Source organism: Ensifer sp. Root558 (assembly GCF_001427045.1).
GTDB classification, from domain to species: domain Bacteria; phylum Pseudomonadota; class Alphaproteobacteria; order Rhizobiales; family Rhizobiaceae; genus Ensifer; species Ensifer adhaerens.
On sequence record NZ_LMGC01000023.1, the window covers coordinates 69,618 to 86,682 of the forward strand.

Below are 17,065 nucleotides of genomic sequence, written 5' to 3' on the forward strand. Positions count from 1 at the left end.
TGGGGTCAATCGTAACGCAGGGCCTGCACCGGATCGAGGCGCGAGGCGCGCCAGGCCGGAAAGATCGTGGCGAGGAAGGAAAGGGTCAGCGCCATGACGACGACGAGTGCGGTCTCGTCTGCGTTCATATCGGCCGGGAGCTGGTTGAGGAAATAGAGCTCAGGGCTGAATATCGTCGTTCCCGAGATCCAGGAGAAGAACTGTCGGATGGATTCGATGTTGAGGCAGACGACGACGCCGAGCGCCACGCCCGCGACCGTTCCGGCAACGCCGATTGCAGCCCCCGTCATGAAGAAGATGCGCATCACCGAGCCGGAGGTCGCGCCCATGGTCCGCAGGATCGCGATGTCGCTGCCCTTGTCCTTCACCAGCATGATCAGGCCGGAGATGATGTTGAGTGCCGCGACCAGCACGATCAGCGACAGGATCATGAACATCACGTTGCTCTGGACCTCGAGCGTCGAGAAGAAAGTCTTGTTGCGGTCGCGCCAGTCGGTGATGAAGATCTGCCGTCCGGCCGCATCCTCGATCGGCTGGCGCAACTCTTCGACGACATCTGGATGTTCGACGAAGATCTCGATCGACTGAACCAGTCCCTCGGCGTTGAAGAACAGCTGTGCCTCTTCAAGCGGCATGAAGATGATTGTTGAATCATATTCCGACATGCCGATCTCGTAGATCGCCGAGACGGTATAGGCCTTCACACGGGGGTTCATGCCGAGNACGACATCTGGATGTTCGACGAAGATCTCGATCGACTGAACCAGTCCCTCGGCGTTGAAGAACAGCTGTGCCTCTTCAAGCGGCATGAAGATGATTGTTGAATCATATTCCGACATGCCGATCTCGTAGATCGCCGAGACGGTATAGGCCTTCACACGSGGGTTCATGCCGAGCGGYGTCACGTCGCCGTTGGGCGAGGTCAGCGTAATCGTTCCGCCGACCGTTATGCCAAGCTGYTCGGCCATGCGCGAACCGATAGCCACGCCAGAGCCGGAGGCAAAGCCGACGAGATCGCCGGACTGGATGTGGTCAGAAACCGACTTCATCTTGCTCAAGTCGTCGGCGCGGATACCGCGCACCATGTTCAGATCGAAGACGCACAGANATCGTTCCGCCGACCGTTATGCCAAGCTGCTCGGCCATGCGCGAACCGATAGCCACGCCAGAGCCGGAGGCAAAGCCGACGAGATCGCCGGACTGGATGTGGTCAGAAACCGACTTCATCTTGCTCAAGTCGTCGGCGCGGATGCCGCGCACCAGCGCGCCGGTCGAACTGTCACCGACCCCTTGCGCCAGAACCTGGCCTTCGACCATCGGGATCGCCATGGTGACGCCTTTGACGCCCGAGAATTTAGTCGCAAGCTCGGCATAATTGTTGAGCGGACCGTCGATCGGCTGGACGATCATGTGGCCGTTGATGCCGAGGATGCGGGAGATGAGTTCGGTGCGGAAGCCGTTCATGACGGCCATGACGATGATCAGCGTCGCCACGCCGAGCATGATGCCGATGAAGGAGAAGCCGGCGATGACAGAGATGAAGGCTTCCTTGCGCCTGGAGCGCAGGTAGCGCCACGCCACCAAACGCTCGAAGGCGGAAAAGGGTCGGCTGGAGGACTTTTCAGGCCGCTCTGCGGCCTGCACCTGATTTTCAGTCACGGCGGTCATCCTGCCTTCCCTCGCCTCGTCACTTCGTTGCGACCAGCTTGTCGATCCAACGAAAGCGGCTTCACCGGCTCGATCCGCACNGGTCGGCTGGAGGACTTTTCAGGCCGCTCTGCGGCCTGCACCTGATTTTCAGTCACGGCGGTCATCCTGCCTTCCCTCGCCTCGTCACTTCGTTGCGACCAGCTTGTCGATCACCGCTTCGACGATCATCGACGGCGGTCTAGATTTACGTCGAGAGACTTGTACGTGCGCCAGCGAAAGGCAGGCTGACGTGGCGGCGTCCGAGTGGTCGTCGCGTCCGCCCTCCGGCACACTCACTTCATCTCGACGACCTTGCCGTCTTCGATCGTCACCCGCCGATCCATCAGTCCGGCGAGCTCGTGATTGTGCGTCGCGATCAATGCCGCGAGGCCCGACTGCCGTGCCAGCGCTTCCAGCGCCTCGAAGACATAACCGGCGGTCTCCGGATCGAGATTGCCTGTCGGTTCGTCGGCAAGGAGAACGAGCGGCGCGTTGGCAACGGCACGCGCAATCGCAACGCGCTGCTGCTCGCCGCCGGAAAGTTCCGCCGGGCGGTGATCGGCGCGGTGGCCGATGCGCATATAGTCGAGCAACGCCCCAGCCCGCTCCGCGGCTTCCGCCTTGGGCAGACCGGCGATCAACTGCGGCATCATGATGTTTTCGAGCGCCGAGAACTCAGGCAACAGGTGGTGGAACTGGTAGACGAAACCGATCTCGTTGCGACGGATCGCCGTGCGCCGATCGTCATTGAGCCCGCCGCAGGACACCCCGTTGACCAGCACCTCGCCGCTATCGGGGCGTTCCAGCAGACCCGCCACATGCAGCAGCGTCGATTTTCCGGTCCCTGACGGCGCGACCAGCGCCACAGTCTCGCCGCTTCTCAGCGTGAAGTCCGCACCCTTGAGGATGGAAAGGAACGTCTCGCCTTCCCCATAGTGTCGTTCGACGCCGGAAAGCTGCAGTGCCACGCGCGCATTCATTGAGGTGATGTCCTTGTCATTCGTAACGCAGGGCCTGCACCGGATCGAGGCGCGAGGCGCGCCAGGCCGGAAAGATCGTGGCGAGGAAGGAAAGGGTCAGCGCCATGACGATGACGAGTGCAGTCTCGTCTGCGTTCATGTCGGCCGGAAGCTGGCTGAGGAAATAAAGCTCTGGGCTAAACAGCGTCGTTCCGGAGATCCAGGAGAAGAACTGTCGGATGGATTCGATGTTGAGGCAGACGACGACGCCGAGCGCCACGCCCGCGACCGTTCCGGCGACGCCGATTGCAGCCCCCGTCATGAAGAAGATGCGCATCACCGAGCCGGAGGTCGCGCCCATGGTCCTTAAGATCGCGATGTCGCTGCCCTTGTCCTTCACCAACATGATCAGGCCGGAGATGATGTTGAGCGCCGCGACCAGCACGATTAGCGTCAGGATCATGAACATCACGTTGCGCTCCACCTGGAGCGCGGAGAAGAAGGTCTTGTTGCGGTCGCGCCAGTCGGTGATGAAGATCTGCCGTCCGGCCGCGTCCTCGATCGGCTGGCGCAACTCCTCAACGACATCTGGATGTTCGACGAAGATCTCGATCGACTGAACCAGTCCCTCGGCGTTGAAGAACAGCTGTGCCTCTTCAAGCGGCATGAAGATGATTGTTAATCGTTCCGCCGACCGTTATGCCAAGCTGCTCGGCCATGCGCGAACCGATAGCCACGCCAGAGCCGGAGGCAAAGCCGACGAGATCGCCGGACTGGATGTGGTCAGAAACCGACTTCATCTTGCTCAAGTCGTCGGCGCGGATACCGCGCACCAGCGCACCGGTCGAGCTGTCACCGACCCCTTGCGCCAGGACCTGGCCTTCGACCATCGGGATCGCCATGGTGACGCCCTTGACGCCCGAAAATTTGGTCGCCAGTTCCGGATAATTGTTGAGCGGACCGTCGATCGGCTGGACGATCATGTGGCCGTTGATGCCGAGGATGCGGGAGATGAGCTCGGTGCGGAAGCCGTTCATCACCGCCATGACGATGATCAGCGTCGCCACGCCGAGCATGATGCCGATGAAGGAGAAGCCGGCGATGACAGAGATGAAGGCTTCCTTGCGTCTGGAGCGCAGGTAGCGCCACGCCACCATACGCTCGAAGGCGGAAAAGGGTCGGCTGGAGGACTTTTCAGGCCGCTCTGCGGCCTGCACCTGATTTTCAGTCACGGCGGTCATCCTGCCTTCCCTCGNCTCGAAGGCGGAAAAGGGTCGGCTGGAGGACTTTTCAGGCCGCTCTGCGGCCTGCACCTGATTTTCAGTCACGGCGGTCATCCTGCCTTCCCTCGCCTCGTCACTTCGTTGCGATCAGCTTGTTGATCGCCGCTTCGACGGTCATCGTCTCGCGCTCGCCGGTCTTGCGGTCCTTGACCTCGACTTCGCCATTGGCGATCGAACGCGGTCCGACGATGATCTGGACCGGAACGCCGATCAGATCAGCCGTCGCGAACTTCGCACCAGCGCGGTCGTCCCTGTCGTCGAGCAGCGCCTCGAATCCAGCCTTGCCGAGTTCAGAATAGAGCGTCTCGCAGGCGCCGTCACAAGCGGCATCGCCCGCTTTCATGTTTATGATGACGCCATCGAACGGCGCGATCGACTTCGGCCAGATGATGCCGTTGTCGTCATGCGAGGCTTCGATGATCGCCGGCACCAGACGGGTCGGGCCGATGCCATAGGAGCCCATGTGCACTGCATGCTCCTTGCCGTCGGGGCCGAGAACCTTGGCGCCCATGGCTTCGGAGTACTTGGTGCCGAAATAGAAGATGTGGCCGACTTCGATGCCGCGGGCCGACAGTCGGTCGCCCTCGGCAACCGCGTTGAAGGCTGCCTCGTCGTGCATTTCCGACGTCGCCGCATAACGCGAGGTCCACTTGTCGAAGATCGTCTTCAGGCCGGCAACGTCATCGAAATTCGTGTCTTCGCCCGGAATATCGAAGCCGAGGAAATCCTTATGGCAGAAGACTTCGGACTCGCCGGTATCGGCAAGAATGATGAATTCGTGGCTGAGATTGCCGCCGATCGGGCCGGTATCGGCGCGCATCGGAATGGCGCGAAGGCCCATGCGCGCGAAGGTGCGCAAGTAAGCGGCAAACATCCGGTTATAGGCGTGTTCGGCCCCTTCCCGATCGAGATCGAAGGAATAGGCGTCCTTCATCAGGAATTCGCGCGAGCGCATGGTGCCGAAGCGCGGACGGATCTCGTCACGGAACTTCAGCTGGATGTGGTAGAGATTGAGCGGCAGGTCGCGGTAGGACTTCACGTAGGAACGGAAGACGTCCGTGATCATTTCCTCGTTCGTCGGGCCGTAGAGCATCGGCCGGTCCTGCCGGTCCTTGATACGCAGCATTTCCTTGCCGTAGGCGTCGTAGCGACCGCTTTCCTGCCACAGCTCGGCAGACTGGAGGGTCGGCATCAGAAGCTCGATCGCGCCGGAGCGGTTCTGCTCCTCGCGGATGACCGCGTTGACCTTGTCGAGAACCCGCTTGCCCAATGGCAGCCAGGTATAGATGCCCGAAGACTGCTGCCGGACCATGCCCGTGCGCAGCATGAGGCGGTGGGAAACGATTTCCGCTTCCTTGGGATTTTCCTTCAGGATGGGCATAAAAAAGCGGGACAGGCGCATGACGGGTTCCAGAACTTGATGAACGTCGCACTATCGGCGGATTCGGGCGAAATGACGTTGAGCGAGATGCCGGCTTCACCTTTTGATTGGTAAAGGCGACCGCTGCTTTTCGGGTCGGGCTCTCCATTTTCCATCACCGGCAAAGCCGGCAGGAACCTTTAGGAGCCTTGCGTTCATAGCTGCTTCGCCGGCGGAAGAAAACCCTGCTCTCCGTTGTCACGGGCAGAGAAAGCATCCACGGATTTTCAGGGGGAACTCGACGCCGCTCCTGCGTCAAAAGAGCACGCTAGTAACAAGATTACGACAGTAATTGTCAACGGGAATATTTTACCCAACTGTAGCAAAAATGCAAAAAAACAGGATGACAGAGCCCAATGTTTGGGCTAGTTTCGGCTCACAAAACAGGCATGAAGACTAAATTCTTGCCGACTTTCGCGGTCAAGTCTTGGGAGGATAAGATCTTAGGCGCGCTTCGTCGCTGCCGCCGGAAACGGATTAAAGATCACGCGAAACTTGAAAAACAAGGCTTTTAGCCTTGTTTTTTTTTGCTTTTCAGCAAGAGACAGACGCGCGAAGCACCTTGCAAAATTGAACTATGTCAATTTCACGGCGGTCAATCCTGCAATTGCCCGGGTTTTGCCCGCGGGCATGCGCGCAGGCTCCGTCAAGGCACAGATGTGCCCATCAAATTGCACAGAACATGTCGCATTGAGAGCGACCGGCTCACGCGGCGGCCGCGATGAACTTATCAATCAAATTTTGGGTAGAAACGCGGAATGGAATCTATGCCGTAGCCGAGCCTGACGGACAGGATATACCAGGCAAGTTGAATGACGGCCGCAATCACCGTCGTCAAAAGCACAACACGCTTGGCGTTGAACTTCGCCGGGGCGCTCTCGACACTCCCCGGAACGACGCTGTTTTCTTCAGCCTGAGTGCGCACGCCGAGGGGCAGCACGGCAAAGAGCGTGATCCACCAGATGATGAAGTAGATGGCAAAGGTCGAAAAAAGCGGCATTTCAAGCTCCCGGTGAAGGCGATCGGCAAGACAGCGAGCAACCCGCGTTTCGCCGCGACTTCCGCGACATTCCGTCCGCCTTATAGCGCTGACCGCCCGATCGCACAAACCGGCATCGCGCGATCTACTGTCACACCTCTTCGAGTTCGATCAGCGTACCCTGAAAATCCTTGGGATGCAGGAAGAGCACCGGCTTGCCATGGGCGCCGATCTTCGGCTCACCATCGCCCAACACTCGCGCTCCGGCGGCGCGCAACGCGTCGCGCGCCGACAGGATGTTCTCTACCTCGTAGCAGATGTGATGCATCCCGCCCGAAGGGTTCTTCGCCAGGAAAGCGGCAATCGGTGAGCCCTCGCCGAGCGGCTCCAGCAGCTCGACCTTGGTGTTTGCAAGCGTGACGAACACGACGGTGACGCCGTGTTCGGGCAAAGCCTGTGGCTCGGTGACGGAGGCGCCGAGCGTCGAGCGATAGCTTTCGGCGGCGGAGTGAAGATCCGGCACTGCGATGGCGATGTGGTTCACTCTTCCAAGCATTGCGATCTCCCGCTTTGACGTCCGGTTCCGCTTACATGGTCACGGGCGACCGGCCAATCAGACTTTGGTGACAAACACCGTGACGATCGGCTTCTTGCCCCAGATCTGGTTGGCGGTGCTGCGCACGGCGCGGCGGACCGCCTCCTGCAGCATTGCCAGATCCTTGCGCTTTGCCCGCGGAATGCTCTCGACGGCGCCAAGAATGGCGTCATAGAGCGTGTCCTCCATGTCCTCGCCCTCGTCGTCGAACTCCGGCAAGCCGATCGCGACGATATCCGGGTCGCCCATGAAATCGTAGCGGCTGTCGAGAACCACGTTGACGGCGACATGGCCGGCGAAGGAGAGCTTGCGGCGTTCGCCGATGCCCATCTCCTCGAAATCGCCGATGAGGCTGCCGTCCTTGTAGATGCGGCCATGGGGCGCTTCGTCGATCACTTCGGCGGGACCTGGCGCAAGACGCAGCATTTCGCCGTTCCTGAGACGCGGAACGCTGGCGATGCCGGACTGCCGGCCCAGTTCGCCATGCGCCGTCAGATGCGCCGCCTCGCCATGAACAGGTACGAGGATCTGCGGCCGTAGCCACTGGTACATCTGCTGCAGCTCGGTGCGACGCGGGTGGCCGGATACGTGCACCAGCGCCTCGCTGTCGGTGATGATGTGGATGCCCTGTTCCACCAGGCCGTTCTTGATGTCGTTGATCGCCTTTTCGTTGCCCGGGATCGTGCGTGAGGAAAACACGACCGTGTCGCCAGCCGAGAAGGCGACATTTCGCATCTCGTCACGGGCGATCTTGGCAAGGGCTGCCCGCGGCTCGCCCTGGCTGCCAGTCAGGATGACCACGACCTTGTCGCGCGGCACGTAGCCGAACTCGTCTTCGGCGAGGAAAGGTTTGATGCCTTCCATCAGCCCAAGATCCGTAGCGACGGCGACGACCCGCTTCATCGAACTGCCGAGCAGAAGCACATCCCTGCCGGCCTCTTCCGCCGCTTCGGCGATCGAGCGGATGCGCCCGACATTCGAGGAGAACGTCGTGATCGCCACCCGACCCTCAGCGTTGGCGATGATCTTCGTCAGGCTTTCGGAAACCTCCTGCTCCGACGGCGAAACGCCGTCGCGCATCGCATTGGTGGAATCGCAGACGAGCGCAAGCACACCTTCATCGCCGATCTGGCGGAAGCGTGTCTCGTCGGTCAACGGTCCGAGCGACGGGTGAAGGTCGATCTTCCAGTCGCCGGTATGAACCACGGTGCCGACCGGCGTGCGAATGATCAGCGACATTGGCTCGGGGATCGAGTGGTTGACGCCGACGGCCTCAATCTCGAAGGGGCCGACATTGATACGGTCGCCCTGCTTGAAGATCGTGATGGGGATCTCGCCCCGGCTCTTCTCGAAGTCCCGCTTGGCTTCGAGCATGCCTGCCGTGAACGGCGAGGCATAGACCGGCACATTGAGACCGGGCCACAGGTCGTTCAGACCGCCATAGTGGTCCTCGTGCGCATGGGTGATGATGATCGCCTTGAGATTGCGGCGCTCTTCGGCGAGAAAGCCGATATCGGGGAGCACGAGGTCGACCCCCGGGAGCTCTGGCCCCGGGAAAGTCACACCGCAATCGACCATGATCCACTGGCGGCTGCCCGGCCGTCCGTAGCCGTACAGGCCAAGATTCATGCCGATTTCGCCGACGCCGCCGAGCGGCAAGAACACCAATTCTTCTTCTTGCGCCATGTCGTGTTGCGCCCCTGTTCCAAATTTATCCGAAAAATACGTCGCCGGCGGCAATCGCCTGCGTCATGCCGTTGCCGGTGTCGAGCACCAGCCGTCCGGCCTCATCAATACCGGCAAAGCGCCCTGAAAGCGACCGGTCCGGCAGGTTCACGGTTATCGTTTCACCGATGCCGCGGGCTGCCGCCCGCCATTGTTCGATCGTCGTAGCGATACCGGCGCCCCGATCCCAAACCTGCAGGGTCTCCGCCATCGTCAGGAACAGGCGAGCAAACAGTTCGTCGGGCGAAACCGACGCACCTTCGTTGGCCAGCGACGTCACGGGATAGAGCCCTTCATCCGGCTGGACCGCGATGTTGATGCCGCAACCGATGACCAGCGCCCGGCGCCCGTCCGGGAGGCTTTCGCCTTCAAGCAGGATACCGCAGGTCTTCTTGCCGTCGATCAGGATGTCGTTCGGCCACTTGATCTCCACCGGCGCCGAACCCGGCGGCATCACCTGTCGGATCGCCCTGTGAACGGCGACGGCGACAGCGAGCGGCAAAGAGTGCAGGTACTCGACCGGTGCCGGCTCGATGAGGAGAAGCGAAGCGTAGAGATTGCCCGGTTCGGAGAACCATGCCCGGCCGCGACGTCCGCGCCCGCCGGTCTGCCTGATGGCCGTGACCCAGAGATTGCCCGGGTCACCCTGGCGCGCACGCGCCAGGCATTCACTGTTGGTCGACCCGACCGCATCGAGAGCGACGTGCCGGAAATCGTCGAGCGAGATCCGGCCGCCACTTTCAAAGGCGATCAAAAGAAGGTCCGCGCCGCGACTTCAGCGGCGTTTCCGAGCGGGCCGCCGATGAGCACGTATCCGAGAACGAACAGGCCCGAGAGACCGAACACCAGCCGCAGTTCGCCGGCGGTGCGGGCGAACTCGCCCTTGGCATCGTCGAACCACATCACCTTGATGACGCGCAGGTAGTAGTAGGCGCCGACGACGGATGCGAGAACGCCGATGATGGCGAGCGCATAGAGCTGGGCTTCAATGGCCGCCATGAAGACGAAGTACTTCCCGAAGAAGCCTGCCATCGGCGGGATGCCGGCGAGCGAGAACATCAGGACGGTCAGCACCGTCGCCATGAAGGGGTTGGTCTGCGAGAGACCGGCGAGATCGTCGACGTTCTCGACGTTTTCGCCTTCCTTGCGGCGCATCGCCAGGATGCAGGCGAAGGTGCCAAGCGTCATGACCATGTAGATGAGCATGTAGAGCAGCACGCCGCGAACACCAGCCATGGAGCCGGCAGCAAGGCCGACCAGCGCGTAGCCCATGTGGCCGATCGAGGAATAGGCCATCAGGCGCTTGATGTTCTTCTGGCCGATCGCCGCGAAGGCACCGAGCAGCATCGATGCGATCGAGATGAAGACGATGATCTGCTGCCAGTCTGCAACGACAGGCTCGAAGGCGTTGATGACGATGCGAACGAGGATCGCCATGGCGGCGACCTTCGGTGCCGCCGCGAAGAAGGCGGTGACCGGCGTCGGCGCGCCTTCATAAACGTCAGGCGTCCACATGTGGAACGGCACGGCCGAGATCTTGAAGGCTAGGCCGGCGAGTACGAAAACCAGCCCGAAGATCAGGCCGAGCGAGCGGCCTTCAGCCGTCAGCGCAGCCGCGATCTGGGTAAAGCCGGTGTGGCCGGTGAAGCCGTAGATCAGCGACATGCCGTAAAGCAGCATGCCCGAAGAAAGCGCACCGAGGACGAAGTACTTCAGGCCGGCTTCCGTCGAGCGGATGCTGTCTCGGTTGATGGCAGCGACGACATAAAGGGCCAGCGACTGCAGTTCCAGCGACAGGTAGAGCGAGATCAGGTCGTTGGCCGAGATCATCAAGAGCATGCCGAGCGTTGCCAGCACCAGAAGCACCGGGAACTCGAAACGGTCAATCTGGGCGGAGCGCGCATGGCCGACCGTCATCACCAGGGCGGTGATGGAGCCGATCAGGGCCAGAACCTTCATGAACTTGGCGAAGGGGTCCGACAGGAAGGCGCCGCCATAGGCTTCGCCTTCACCGGTCTTAAGCACGAGCCAGAGGCCAGCGATGATCAGGAGGGCAACCGCAAGACCGGTGACCGTCGACGCCGACTTCTCGCCGGAAAACACGCCAATCATCAGCAACGCCATCGCGCCGACCGCGAGGATCAGCTCGGGGATCGAGAGTTGCAGGCTTGCAAGGAGGGTTTCAGCAGTCATGTCCAATCACGTCCTGTGGTCATTGCACCGAAAGCGCAACGTTTTGCGCTGCCTGCAGGGCTGCGGAGTAGTTGTTGACGAGCAGATCCACGGAGGCCGCGGTCGCATCGAAGATCGGTGCCGGGTAGACGCCGAAGAAGATCGTCAGGATCACCAGCGGATAAAGGATGGCCTTTTCGCGACCGGAAAGATCGAGCAACGACTTCAGGCTTTCCTTCTCCAGGGCACCGAAGACGACCCGGCGATAAAGCCAGAGGGCGTACGCTGCCGAGAGGATCACGCCCGAGGTCGCAAAGAGCGCAACCCAGGTGTTGGCACGGAAGGCACCGACGAGGGTCAGGACTTCGCCGACGAAGCTGGACGTGCCCGGCAGGCCGACGTTCGCCATGGTGAACACCATGAAGGCGACGGCGTACTTCGGCATGTTGTTTACGAGGCCGCCATAGGCGGCGATTTCGCGGGTGTGCAGGCGGTCGTAGACAACGCCGACGCAAAGGAAGAGCGCGCCGGAGACAATGCCGTGCGACAGCATCTGGAAGATCGCACCCTGCACGCCCTGAACGTTGGCGGCAAAGATACCCATCGTCACGTAGCCCATGTGCGCAACGGACGAATAGGCGATCAACTTCTTGATATCGGTCTGCATCAGCGCCACCAGCGAGGTGTAGATGATGGCGACGACCGAAAGCGTGAAGACGAACGGCGCGAAGTAATCTGAGGCCAGCGGGAACATCGGCAGCGAGAAGCGCAGGAAGCCGTAACCGCCGAGCTTTAGCAAGACGCCGGCCAGAATGACCGAGCCCGCCGTCGGCGCCTGAACGTGTGCGTCGGGAAGCCAGGTGTGGACCGGCCACATCGGCATCTTCACCGCAAAGGAGGCGAAGAAGGCGAGCCACAGCCAAGTCTGCATCTGGCGCGGGAAGTTATAGGCCAGTAGCTGCGTGATGTCGGTCGTACCGGCCTGCCAGTACATCGCCATGATCGCGAGCAGCATCAGCACTGAGCCGAGCAGCGTATAGAGGAAGAACTTGTAGCTGGCGTAAACGCGGTCCTTGCCGCCCCAGACACCGATGATGAGGAACATCGGGATGAGACCGGCTTCGAAGAACACGTAGAAGAGCACGATATCGAGCGACACGAAGACGCCGATCATGAACGTTTCCAGGACCAGGAACGCGATCATGTAGGCCTTCAGCCGCTTCTCGATCGACAGCCAGCTCGCCAGTACGCAGAACGGCATGAGGAAGGCCGAGAGCACCACGAACAGCATCGAGATACCATCGACACCGAGATGGTAGGAAATGCCGGTGCCGAGCCACTCGTGCTTCTCGATCATCTGGAAGCCCGGGTTCGAGGAATCGAACTGGTACCAGATGTAGACCGACACGGCGAAGGTGAAGATCGTCGTCAGCAGCGAAACGTTCAGGATATTCCGGCGGCCGTAGGCGCTGTCTTCCCTTGTGAGCAAGAGAAGCAGGACGCCGACGAGCGGCATGAAGGTGACCGCGGAAAGTACGGGCCAATCGGTCATCAGAAGGAACTCCTGAACATCATCCAAGTAACAAGCGCGGCAATGCCGATCAGCATCGCAAACGCGTAGTGATAGAGGTAACCAGTCTGCAGGCGGACAACGCGGTCAGTGACGTTGAGCACACGTGCGGCAATGCCGTTCGGGCCGTAGCCGTCGATCACGCGACCGTCGCCTTCCTTCCACAGGAAGGTGCCGAGCCACTTGGCCGAGCGTACGAACAGGAAGTCATAGAGCTCGTCGAAGTACCACTTATTGAGCAGGAACTGGTAGAGGCCACGGTGCTGCTCTGCCAGATACTTCGGCAGTTCCGGCCGGCGGATATACATGTACCAGGCCGTGAAGAGGCCAAGCGCCATGGCGACAAACGGGCTCCACTTAACCCACTTCGGCACGTGGTGGTACTCATGCAGGATTTCGTTTTCCGCCGAGGTGAACAGCGCACCCTTCCAGAATTCGGCATAGCCTTCGCCGAAGAAGTGATCGTGGAAGATGAAGCCGGCGACCAGCGCACCGACGCCAAGGATATAGAGCGGCACCAGCATGACCTGCGGCGATTCATGCACGTGATGCATGACATCCGAGGAAGCGCGCGGCTTGCCATGGAAGGTCATGAAGGTCAGGCGCCACGAATAGAAGCTGGTGAAGAGTGCCGCGACAACGAGCAGCGCATAGGCGAAACCGGAAACCGAGCTGTGGGCGGCATAGGCGGACTCGATGATCGCGTCCTTCGAGAAGAAGCCTGCGGTACCGATGATCGTGCCAGGGATGCCGACGCCGGTCAGTGCGATCGTGCCGATGAACATCATCCAGTAGGTAACCGGAATGTGCTTCCTGAGACCGCCCATGTAACGCATGTCCTGCTCGCCATCGACGGCGTGGATGACCGAACCGGCACCCAAGAACAGCAGAGCCTTGAAGAAGGCGTGCGTGAACAGGTGGAAGATCGCCGCGCCATAGGCACCGACGCCGAGGGCCACGAACATGTAGCCGAGCTGCGAGCAGGTCGAATAGGCGATGACGCGCTTGATGTCGTTCTGGACGAGGCCGACGGTCGCCGCGAAGAAGGCGGTGATCGCGCCGATGATGGTGACGACGGTCAGCGCATCCGGCGACAGCTCGAACACCGGCGACATGCGGGCGACGAGGAAGACGCCGGCGGTAACCATGGTTGCGGCATGGATAAGAGCCGAAACCGGGGTCGGGCCTTCCATGGCGTCCGGAAGCCAGGTGTGCAGCAGGAACTGCGCCGACTTGCCCATCGCGCCCATGAAGAGCAGCAGGGATGCGGCGGTGATGGCGTCAGCCTTGTCGAGGTGCATGCCGAACAGGGTGACGACGGCCTCCCCTGCTCCCGCACCTTCTGCCGGCAGATAGGTCTTGGCGGCAGCGAAGATCGTTTCCAGGTTGACCGAGCCGAACAGCACGAAGACCAGGAAGATACCGAGCGCGAACCCGAAGTCACCGACGCGGTTGACGATGAAGGCCTTCATCGCAGCAGCGTTGGCCGACGGCTTCTTGTACCAGAAGCCGATGAGCAGGTAGGACGCAAGACCCACGCCTTCCCAGCCGAAGAACATCTGCACCAGGTTGTCCGACGTGATGAGCATCAACATCGCGAAGGTGAAGAGCGACAGATAGGCAAAGAAGCGCGGACGATGCGGATCGTGGTGCATGTAGCCGATCGAATAGACATGCACGAGGGTCGACACCGTGTTGACGACCACGAACATGACCGAGGTCAGCGTATCGACGCGGAACGCCCATTCGACATCGAAGGTGCCGGACTGGATCCAGCGCAGCACCGACACCTTGATCATTTCCTGGTGGCCCATGGCGACGTCGAAGAAGACGTACCAGGAGAGCGCAGCGGCAATGATCATCAGACCGCTGGTGACATATTCCGATGCCTTGGCGCCGATCGAACTACCGAAGAGGCCGGCGATCAGAAAGCCGATCAAAGGCAGGAAGACGATAGCCTTGATGATGGTATCCATAGCCCAATCAGCCCTTCATCATGTTGACGTCTTCAACAGCGATCGAGCCGCGGTTGCGGTAGAAGACGACGAGAATTGCAAGTCCGATGGCCGCTTCCGCAGCCGCGACGGTCAGGATGAACAGGGCAAAGACCTGGCCAGTGATGTCATTCAGGAACGCCGAGAAGGCGACCATGTTGATGTTGACCGCAAGAAGAATGAGTTCGACCGACATCAGGATGACGATGACGTTCTTCCGGTTCAGGAAGATGCCGAAGACGCCCAGCGTGAACAGGATGGCGCTGACGGTGAGATAGTGGGAAATTCCGATTTCCATTTTTTTGTTCCTCGATCTCGCGTCCGACTTAAATGCCCTGGCCGGGCTTGACCGTGACCACTTCGACGGCGGTCTCGGGCGTGCGGGCAACCTGCTGCGGGATGTTCTGGCGCTTGATGTTTTCGCGGTGGCGCAGGGTCAGCACGATCGCGCCGATCATGGCTACGAGCAGGACCAGGCCGGCGATCTGGAAGAAGTAGACGTAGTGCGTGTAGAGCACGTCGCCGAGCGCTGCCGTGTTCGTGCGGTCGGCGACCGCCGGGATCGGCATCGAAATCGACTTGGCGATCTCAGGCGAGAATGTCGCACCGCCAACCACGATGATGAGCTCGGCTGCAAGGATCAGACCGATCAGCGCGCCCACCGGCGCATATTCAAGCACGCCGGCCCGCAGTTCCGCGAAGTCGATGTCGAGCATCATGACCACGAACAGGAACAGCACCGCGACCGCGCCGACATAAACGACCAGCAGGATCATCGCGAGGAATTCGGCGCCAGTCAGCAGGAACAGACCTGCCGCGTTAAAGAAGGTCAGGATCAGGAACAGAACCGAATAAACCGGGTTCCTGGCCGCAATGACCATGAATGCCGACGCCACCGCGATGAAGGCAAAGAGATAGAAAAAAAGAACCTGCAGACCCATGATCGGTGCCTTCTTCGTCTTGCACGGCGTGAGGCGCTTCTGGCCCCACTCCACAGGCAAAGCCGGACACGCGTCCGGCCGTTGCCCAAACCTATGTCACATGCACCGCCCTCCCCGGGGCGGCGCTACGCTCTGGCCTCAGCGATAGGGCGAGTCCATTGCGATGTTGCGTGCGATTTCCCGTTCCCAACGGTCGCCGTTGGCGAGGAGCTTGTCCTTGTCGTAGTAAAGCTCTTCGCGCGTCTCGGTGGCGAACTCGAAGTTCGGGCCCTCGACGATGGCATCGACCGGACAGGCTTCCTGGCAGAAACCGCAATAGATGCACTTCACCATGTCGATGTCGTAGCGAACCGTACGGCGTGTGCCGTCGTTGCGGCGCGGGCCGGCTTCGATGGTGATGGCCTGTGCAGGACAGATCGCCTCGCACAGCTTGCAGGCGATGCAACGCTCTTCACCGTTCGGATAACGGCGCAGCGCATGCTCGCCGCGGAAGCGCGGGCTGACCGGTCCCTTTTCGAAGGGGTAGTTCAACGTCGCCTTCGGCTTGAAGAAATAGCGCATCGACAGAAAGAACGCGCCGACGAATTCCTTCAGGAACAGCGAGCTGACGGCTTGCGAAAGACCGGCCATCATTTACCTCCAGAGTTGCCGGCCTGGGAGCGACCGGCGGTATGCTGCCAAACGTGAGCCATCGTCATGCGGCTCCCGTCAGCTTGAGAACGAACGCAGTGATCACGACCATTGCGAGAGAGATCGGCAGGAAGACCTTCCAGCCAAGACGCATCAGCTGGTCGTAGCGGTAACGCGGCACGAAAGCCTTCACCATCGCGAACATGAAGAACACGAAGGATGCCTTCAGCACAAACCAGATGATGCCGGGTACCCAGTTGAGGAACCAGACGTCCACCGGAGGCAGCCAGCCACCGAGGAACAGGATCGTCGTCAGCGCGCACATCAGGCAGATGGCGGCATATTCGCCGAGCATGAACATCATGTAAGGCGTGGAGCCGTACTCGACCATGAAGCCGGCGACGAGTTCGGATTCCGCTTCGGGAAGGTCGAAAGGCGGGCGGTTCGTTTCGGCCAGCGCCGAAATGAAGAACACGATGAACATCGGGAACAGCGCCAGCCAATGCCAGTCGAGGAACGACGCCGGCAGGCCGAGGTTGGTGCCGATGCCGCTCGACTGCGCGTTGACGATGTCCGTCAGGTTCAGCGAGCCGACGCAGAGCAGGACGGTGACGATAACGAAGCCGATCGAGACTTCGTAGGAGACCATCTGTGCCGCGGAGCGAAGCGCGCCGAGGAAGGGATATTTGGAGTTCGACGCCCAGCCGCCCATGATGATGCCATAAACTTCAAGAGAAGATATGGCGAACACGAAGAGGATGCCGACGTTGATGTTCGCGATCACCCAGCCGGCGTTGAGCGGGATCACGGCCCAAGCGGCGAGCGCCAGCGTCACGGAGACGAGCGGGGCGAGCAGGAAGATCGCCTTGTTGGCGCCGGCCGGGATAACCGGCTCCTTGAAGACGAACTTCAAAAGGTCGGCGAAGGACTGGAAAAGTCCCCAGGGGCCCACCACATTCGGACCACGGCGGAGCTGAACTGCAGCCCAGATCTTACGGTCTGCGAGCAGGATGTAGGCGATGAAAAGCAGCAGCGCGACCAGGAGCAGCAGCGACTGGGCGACCATGATGATCGCGGGCCAGACATAGGTCGAAACGAAAGCGTCCAT

At 60.8% G+C, this 17,065-nt stretch carries 14 protein-coding genes and 2 pseudogenes; all 16 read right to left on the bottom strand.

Annotated features, from left to right (window positions below; translation table 11 throughout):
• Positions 1-5: 5 nt before the first annotated feature.
• On the bottom strand, positions 6-722 hold a 717-nt coding region (locus ASD63_RS20175; protein ID WP_156624169.1), incomplete at its 5' end, for an FtsX-like permease family protein.
• 386 nt (positions 723-1,108) lie between these two features.
• Positions 1,109-1,668, bottom strand: a pseudogene (locus tag ASD63_RS20180) (ABC transporter permease); the annotation flags it as partial.
• A 314-nt stretch (positions 1,669-1,982) separates the two neighbouring features.
• A complete protein-coding gene (locus ASD63_RS20185) occupies positions 1,983-2,669 on the bottom strand; it encodes an ABC transporter ATP-binding protein (protein WP_034786709.1) in 687 nt (228 codons plus the stop codon).
• A 16-nt stretch (positions 2,670-2,685) separates the two neighbouring features.
• Positions 2,686-3,889: pseudogene (locus ASD63_RS20190) on the bottom strand (ABC transporter permease).
• 115 nt (positions 3,890-4,004) lie between these two features.
• Positions 4,005-5,333, bottom strand: a complete 1,329-nt coding sequence (gene proS / locus ASD63_RS20195; protein ID WP_034803555.1) for a proline--tRNA ligase — start codon at positions 5,331-5,333, stop codon at positions 4,005-4,007.
• Between the two features lie 748 nt (positions 5,334-6,081).
• Positions 6,082-6,351 (bottom strand): DUF1467 family protein, encoded by a 270-nt coding sequence (locus tag ASD63_RS20200; protein ID WP_034803557.1) that lies wholly within the window; start codon positions 6,349-6,351, stop codon positions 6,082-6,084.
• A gap of 130 nt (positions 6,352-6,481) precedes the next feature.
• The gene (mce, locus tag ASD63_RS20205; protein ID WP_034803559.1) at positions 6,482-6,886 is read right to left on the bottom strand and encodes a methylmalonyl-CoA epimerase; all 405 of its coding nucleotides are present in this window, start codon (positions 6,884-6,886) and stop codon (positions 6,482-6,484) included.
• Between the two features lie 57 nt (positions 6,887-6,943).
• Entirely contained in the window at positions 6,944-8,611 is a 1,668-nt protein-coding gene (locus tag ASD63_RS20210; RefSeq protein ID WP_034803561.1) for a ribonuclease J, read from the bottom strand.
• Between the two features lie 25 nt (positions 8,612-8,636).
• A complete protein-coding gene (locus tag ASD63_RS20215; protein WP_034804231.1) occupies positions 8,637-9,401 on the bottom strand; it encodes a biotin--[acetyl-CoA-carboxylase] ligase in 765 nt (254 codons plus the stop codon).
• On the bottom strand, positions 9,401-10,843 hold the full coding sequence (gene nuoN / locus ASD63_RS20220; RefSeq protein WP_034803562.1) for an NADH-quinone oxidoreductase subunit NuoN: 1,443 nt from the start codon (positions 10,841-10,843) through the stop codon (positions 9,401-9,403). Before nuoN ends, ASD63_RS20215 begins: the two co-directional genes overlap by 1 nt.
• Before the next feature lie 19 nt (positions 10,844-10,862).
• A complete protein-coding gene (locus tag ASD63_RS20225; protein ID WP_034803564.1) occupies positions 10,863-12,374 on the bottom strand; it encodes an NADH-quinone oxidoreductase subunit M in 1,512 nt (503 codons plus the stop codon).
• Positions 12,374-14,368 carry an NADH-quinone oxidoreductase subunit L gene (nuoL, locus tag ASD63_RS20230; protein ID WP_034803566.1) on the bottom strand — a complete coding sequence of 665 codons (1,995 nt, stop codon included), beginning with the start codon at positions 14,366-14,368 and terminating at the stop codon, positions 12,374-12,376. The genes ASD63_RS20225 and nuoL overlap by 1 nt, the downstream gene beginning before the upstream one ends.
• A gap of 7 nt (positions 14,369-14,375) precedes the next feature.
• Positions 14,376-14,684 carry an NADH-quinone oxidoreductase subunit NuoK gene (nuoK, locus tag ASD63_RS20235; protein ID WP_034803568.1) on the bottom strand — a complete coding sequence of 103 codons (309 nt, stop codon included), beginning with the start codon at positions 14,682-14,684 and terminating at the stop codon, positions 14,376-14,378.
• A 28-nt stretch (positions 14,685-14,712) separates the two neighbouring features.
• A complete protein-coding gene (locus tag ASD63_RS20240; RefSeq protein WP_034804235.1) occupies positions 14,713-15,327 on the bottom strand; it encodes an NADH-quinone oxidoreductase subunit J in 615 nt (204 codons plus the stop codon).
• A gap of 138 nt (positions 15,328-15,465) precedes the next feature.
• Positions 15,466-15,957 carry an NADH-quinone oxidoreductase subunit NuoI gene (nuoI, locus tag ASD63_RS20245; RefSeq protein ID WP_025426590.1) on the bottom strand — a complete coding sequence of 164 codons (492 nt, stop codon included), beginning with the start codon at positions 15,955-15,957 and terminating at the stop codon, positions 15,466-15,468.
• A 64-nt stretch (positions 15,958-16,021) separates the two neighbouring features.
• Positions 16,022-17,065, bottom strand: a complete 1,044-nt coding sequence (nuoH, locus tag ASD63_RS20250; RefSeq protein WP_034803570.1) for an NADH-quinone oxidoreductase subunit NuoH — start codon at positions 17,063-17,065, stop codon at positions 16,022-16,024.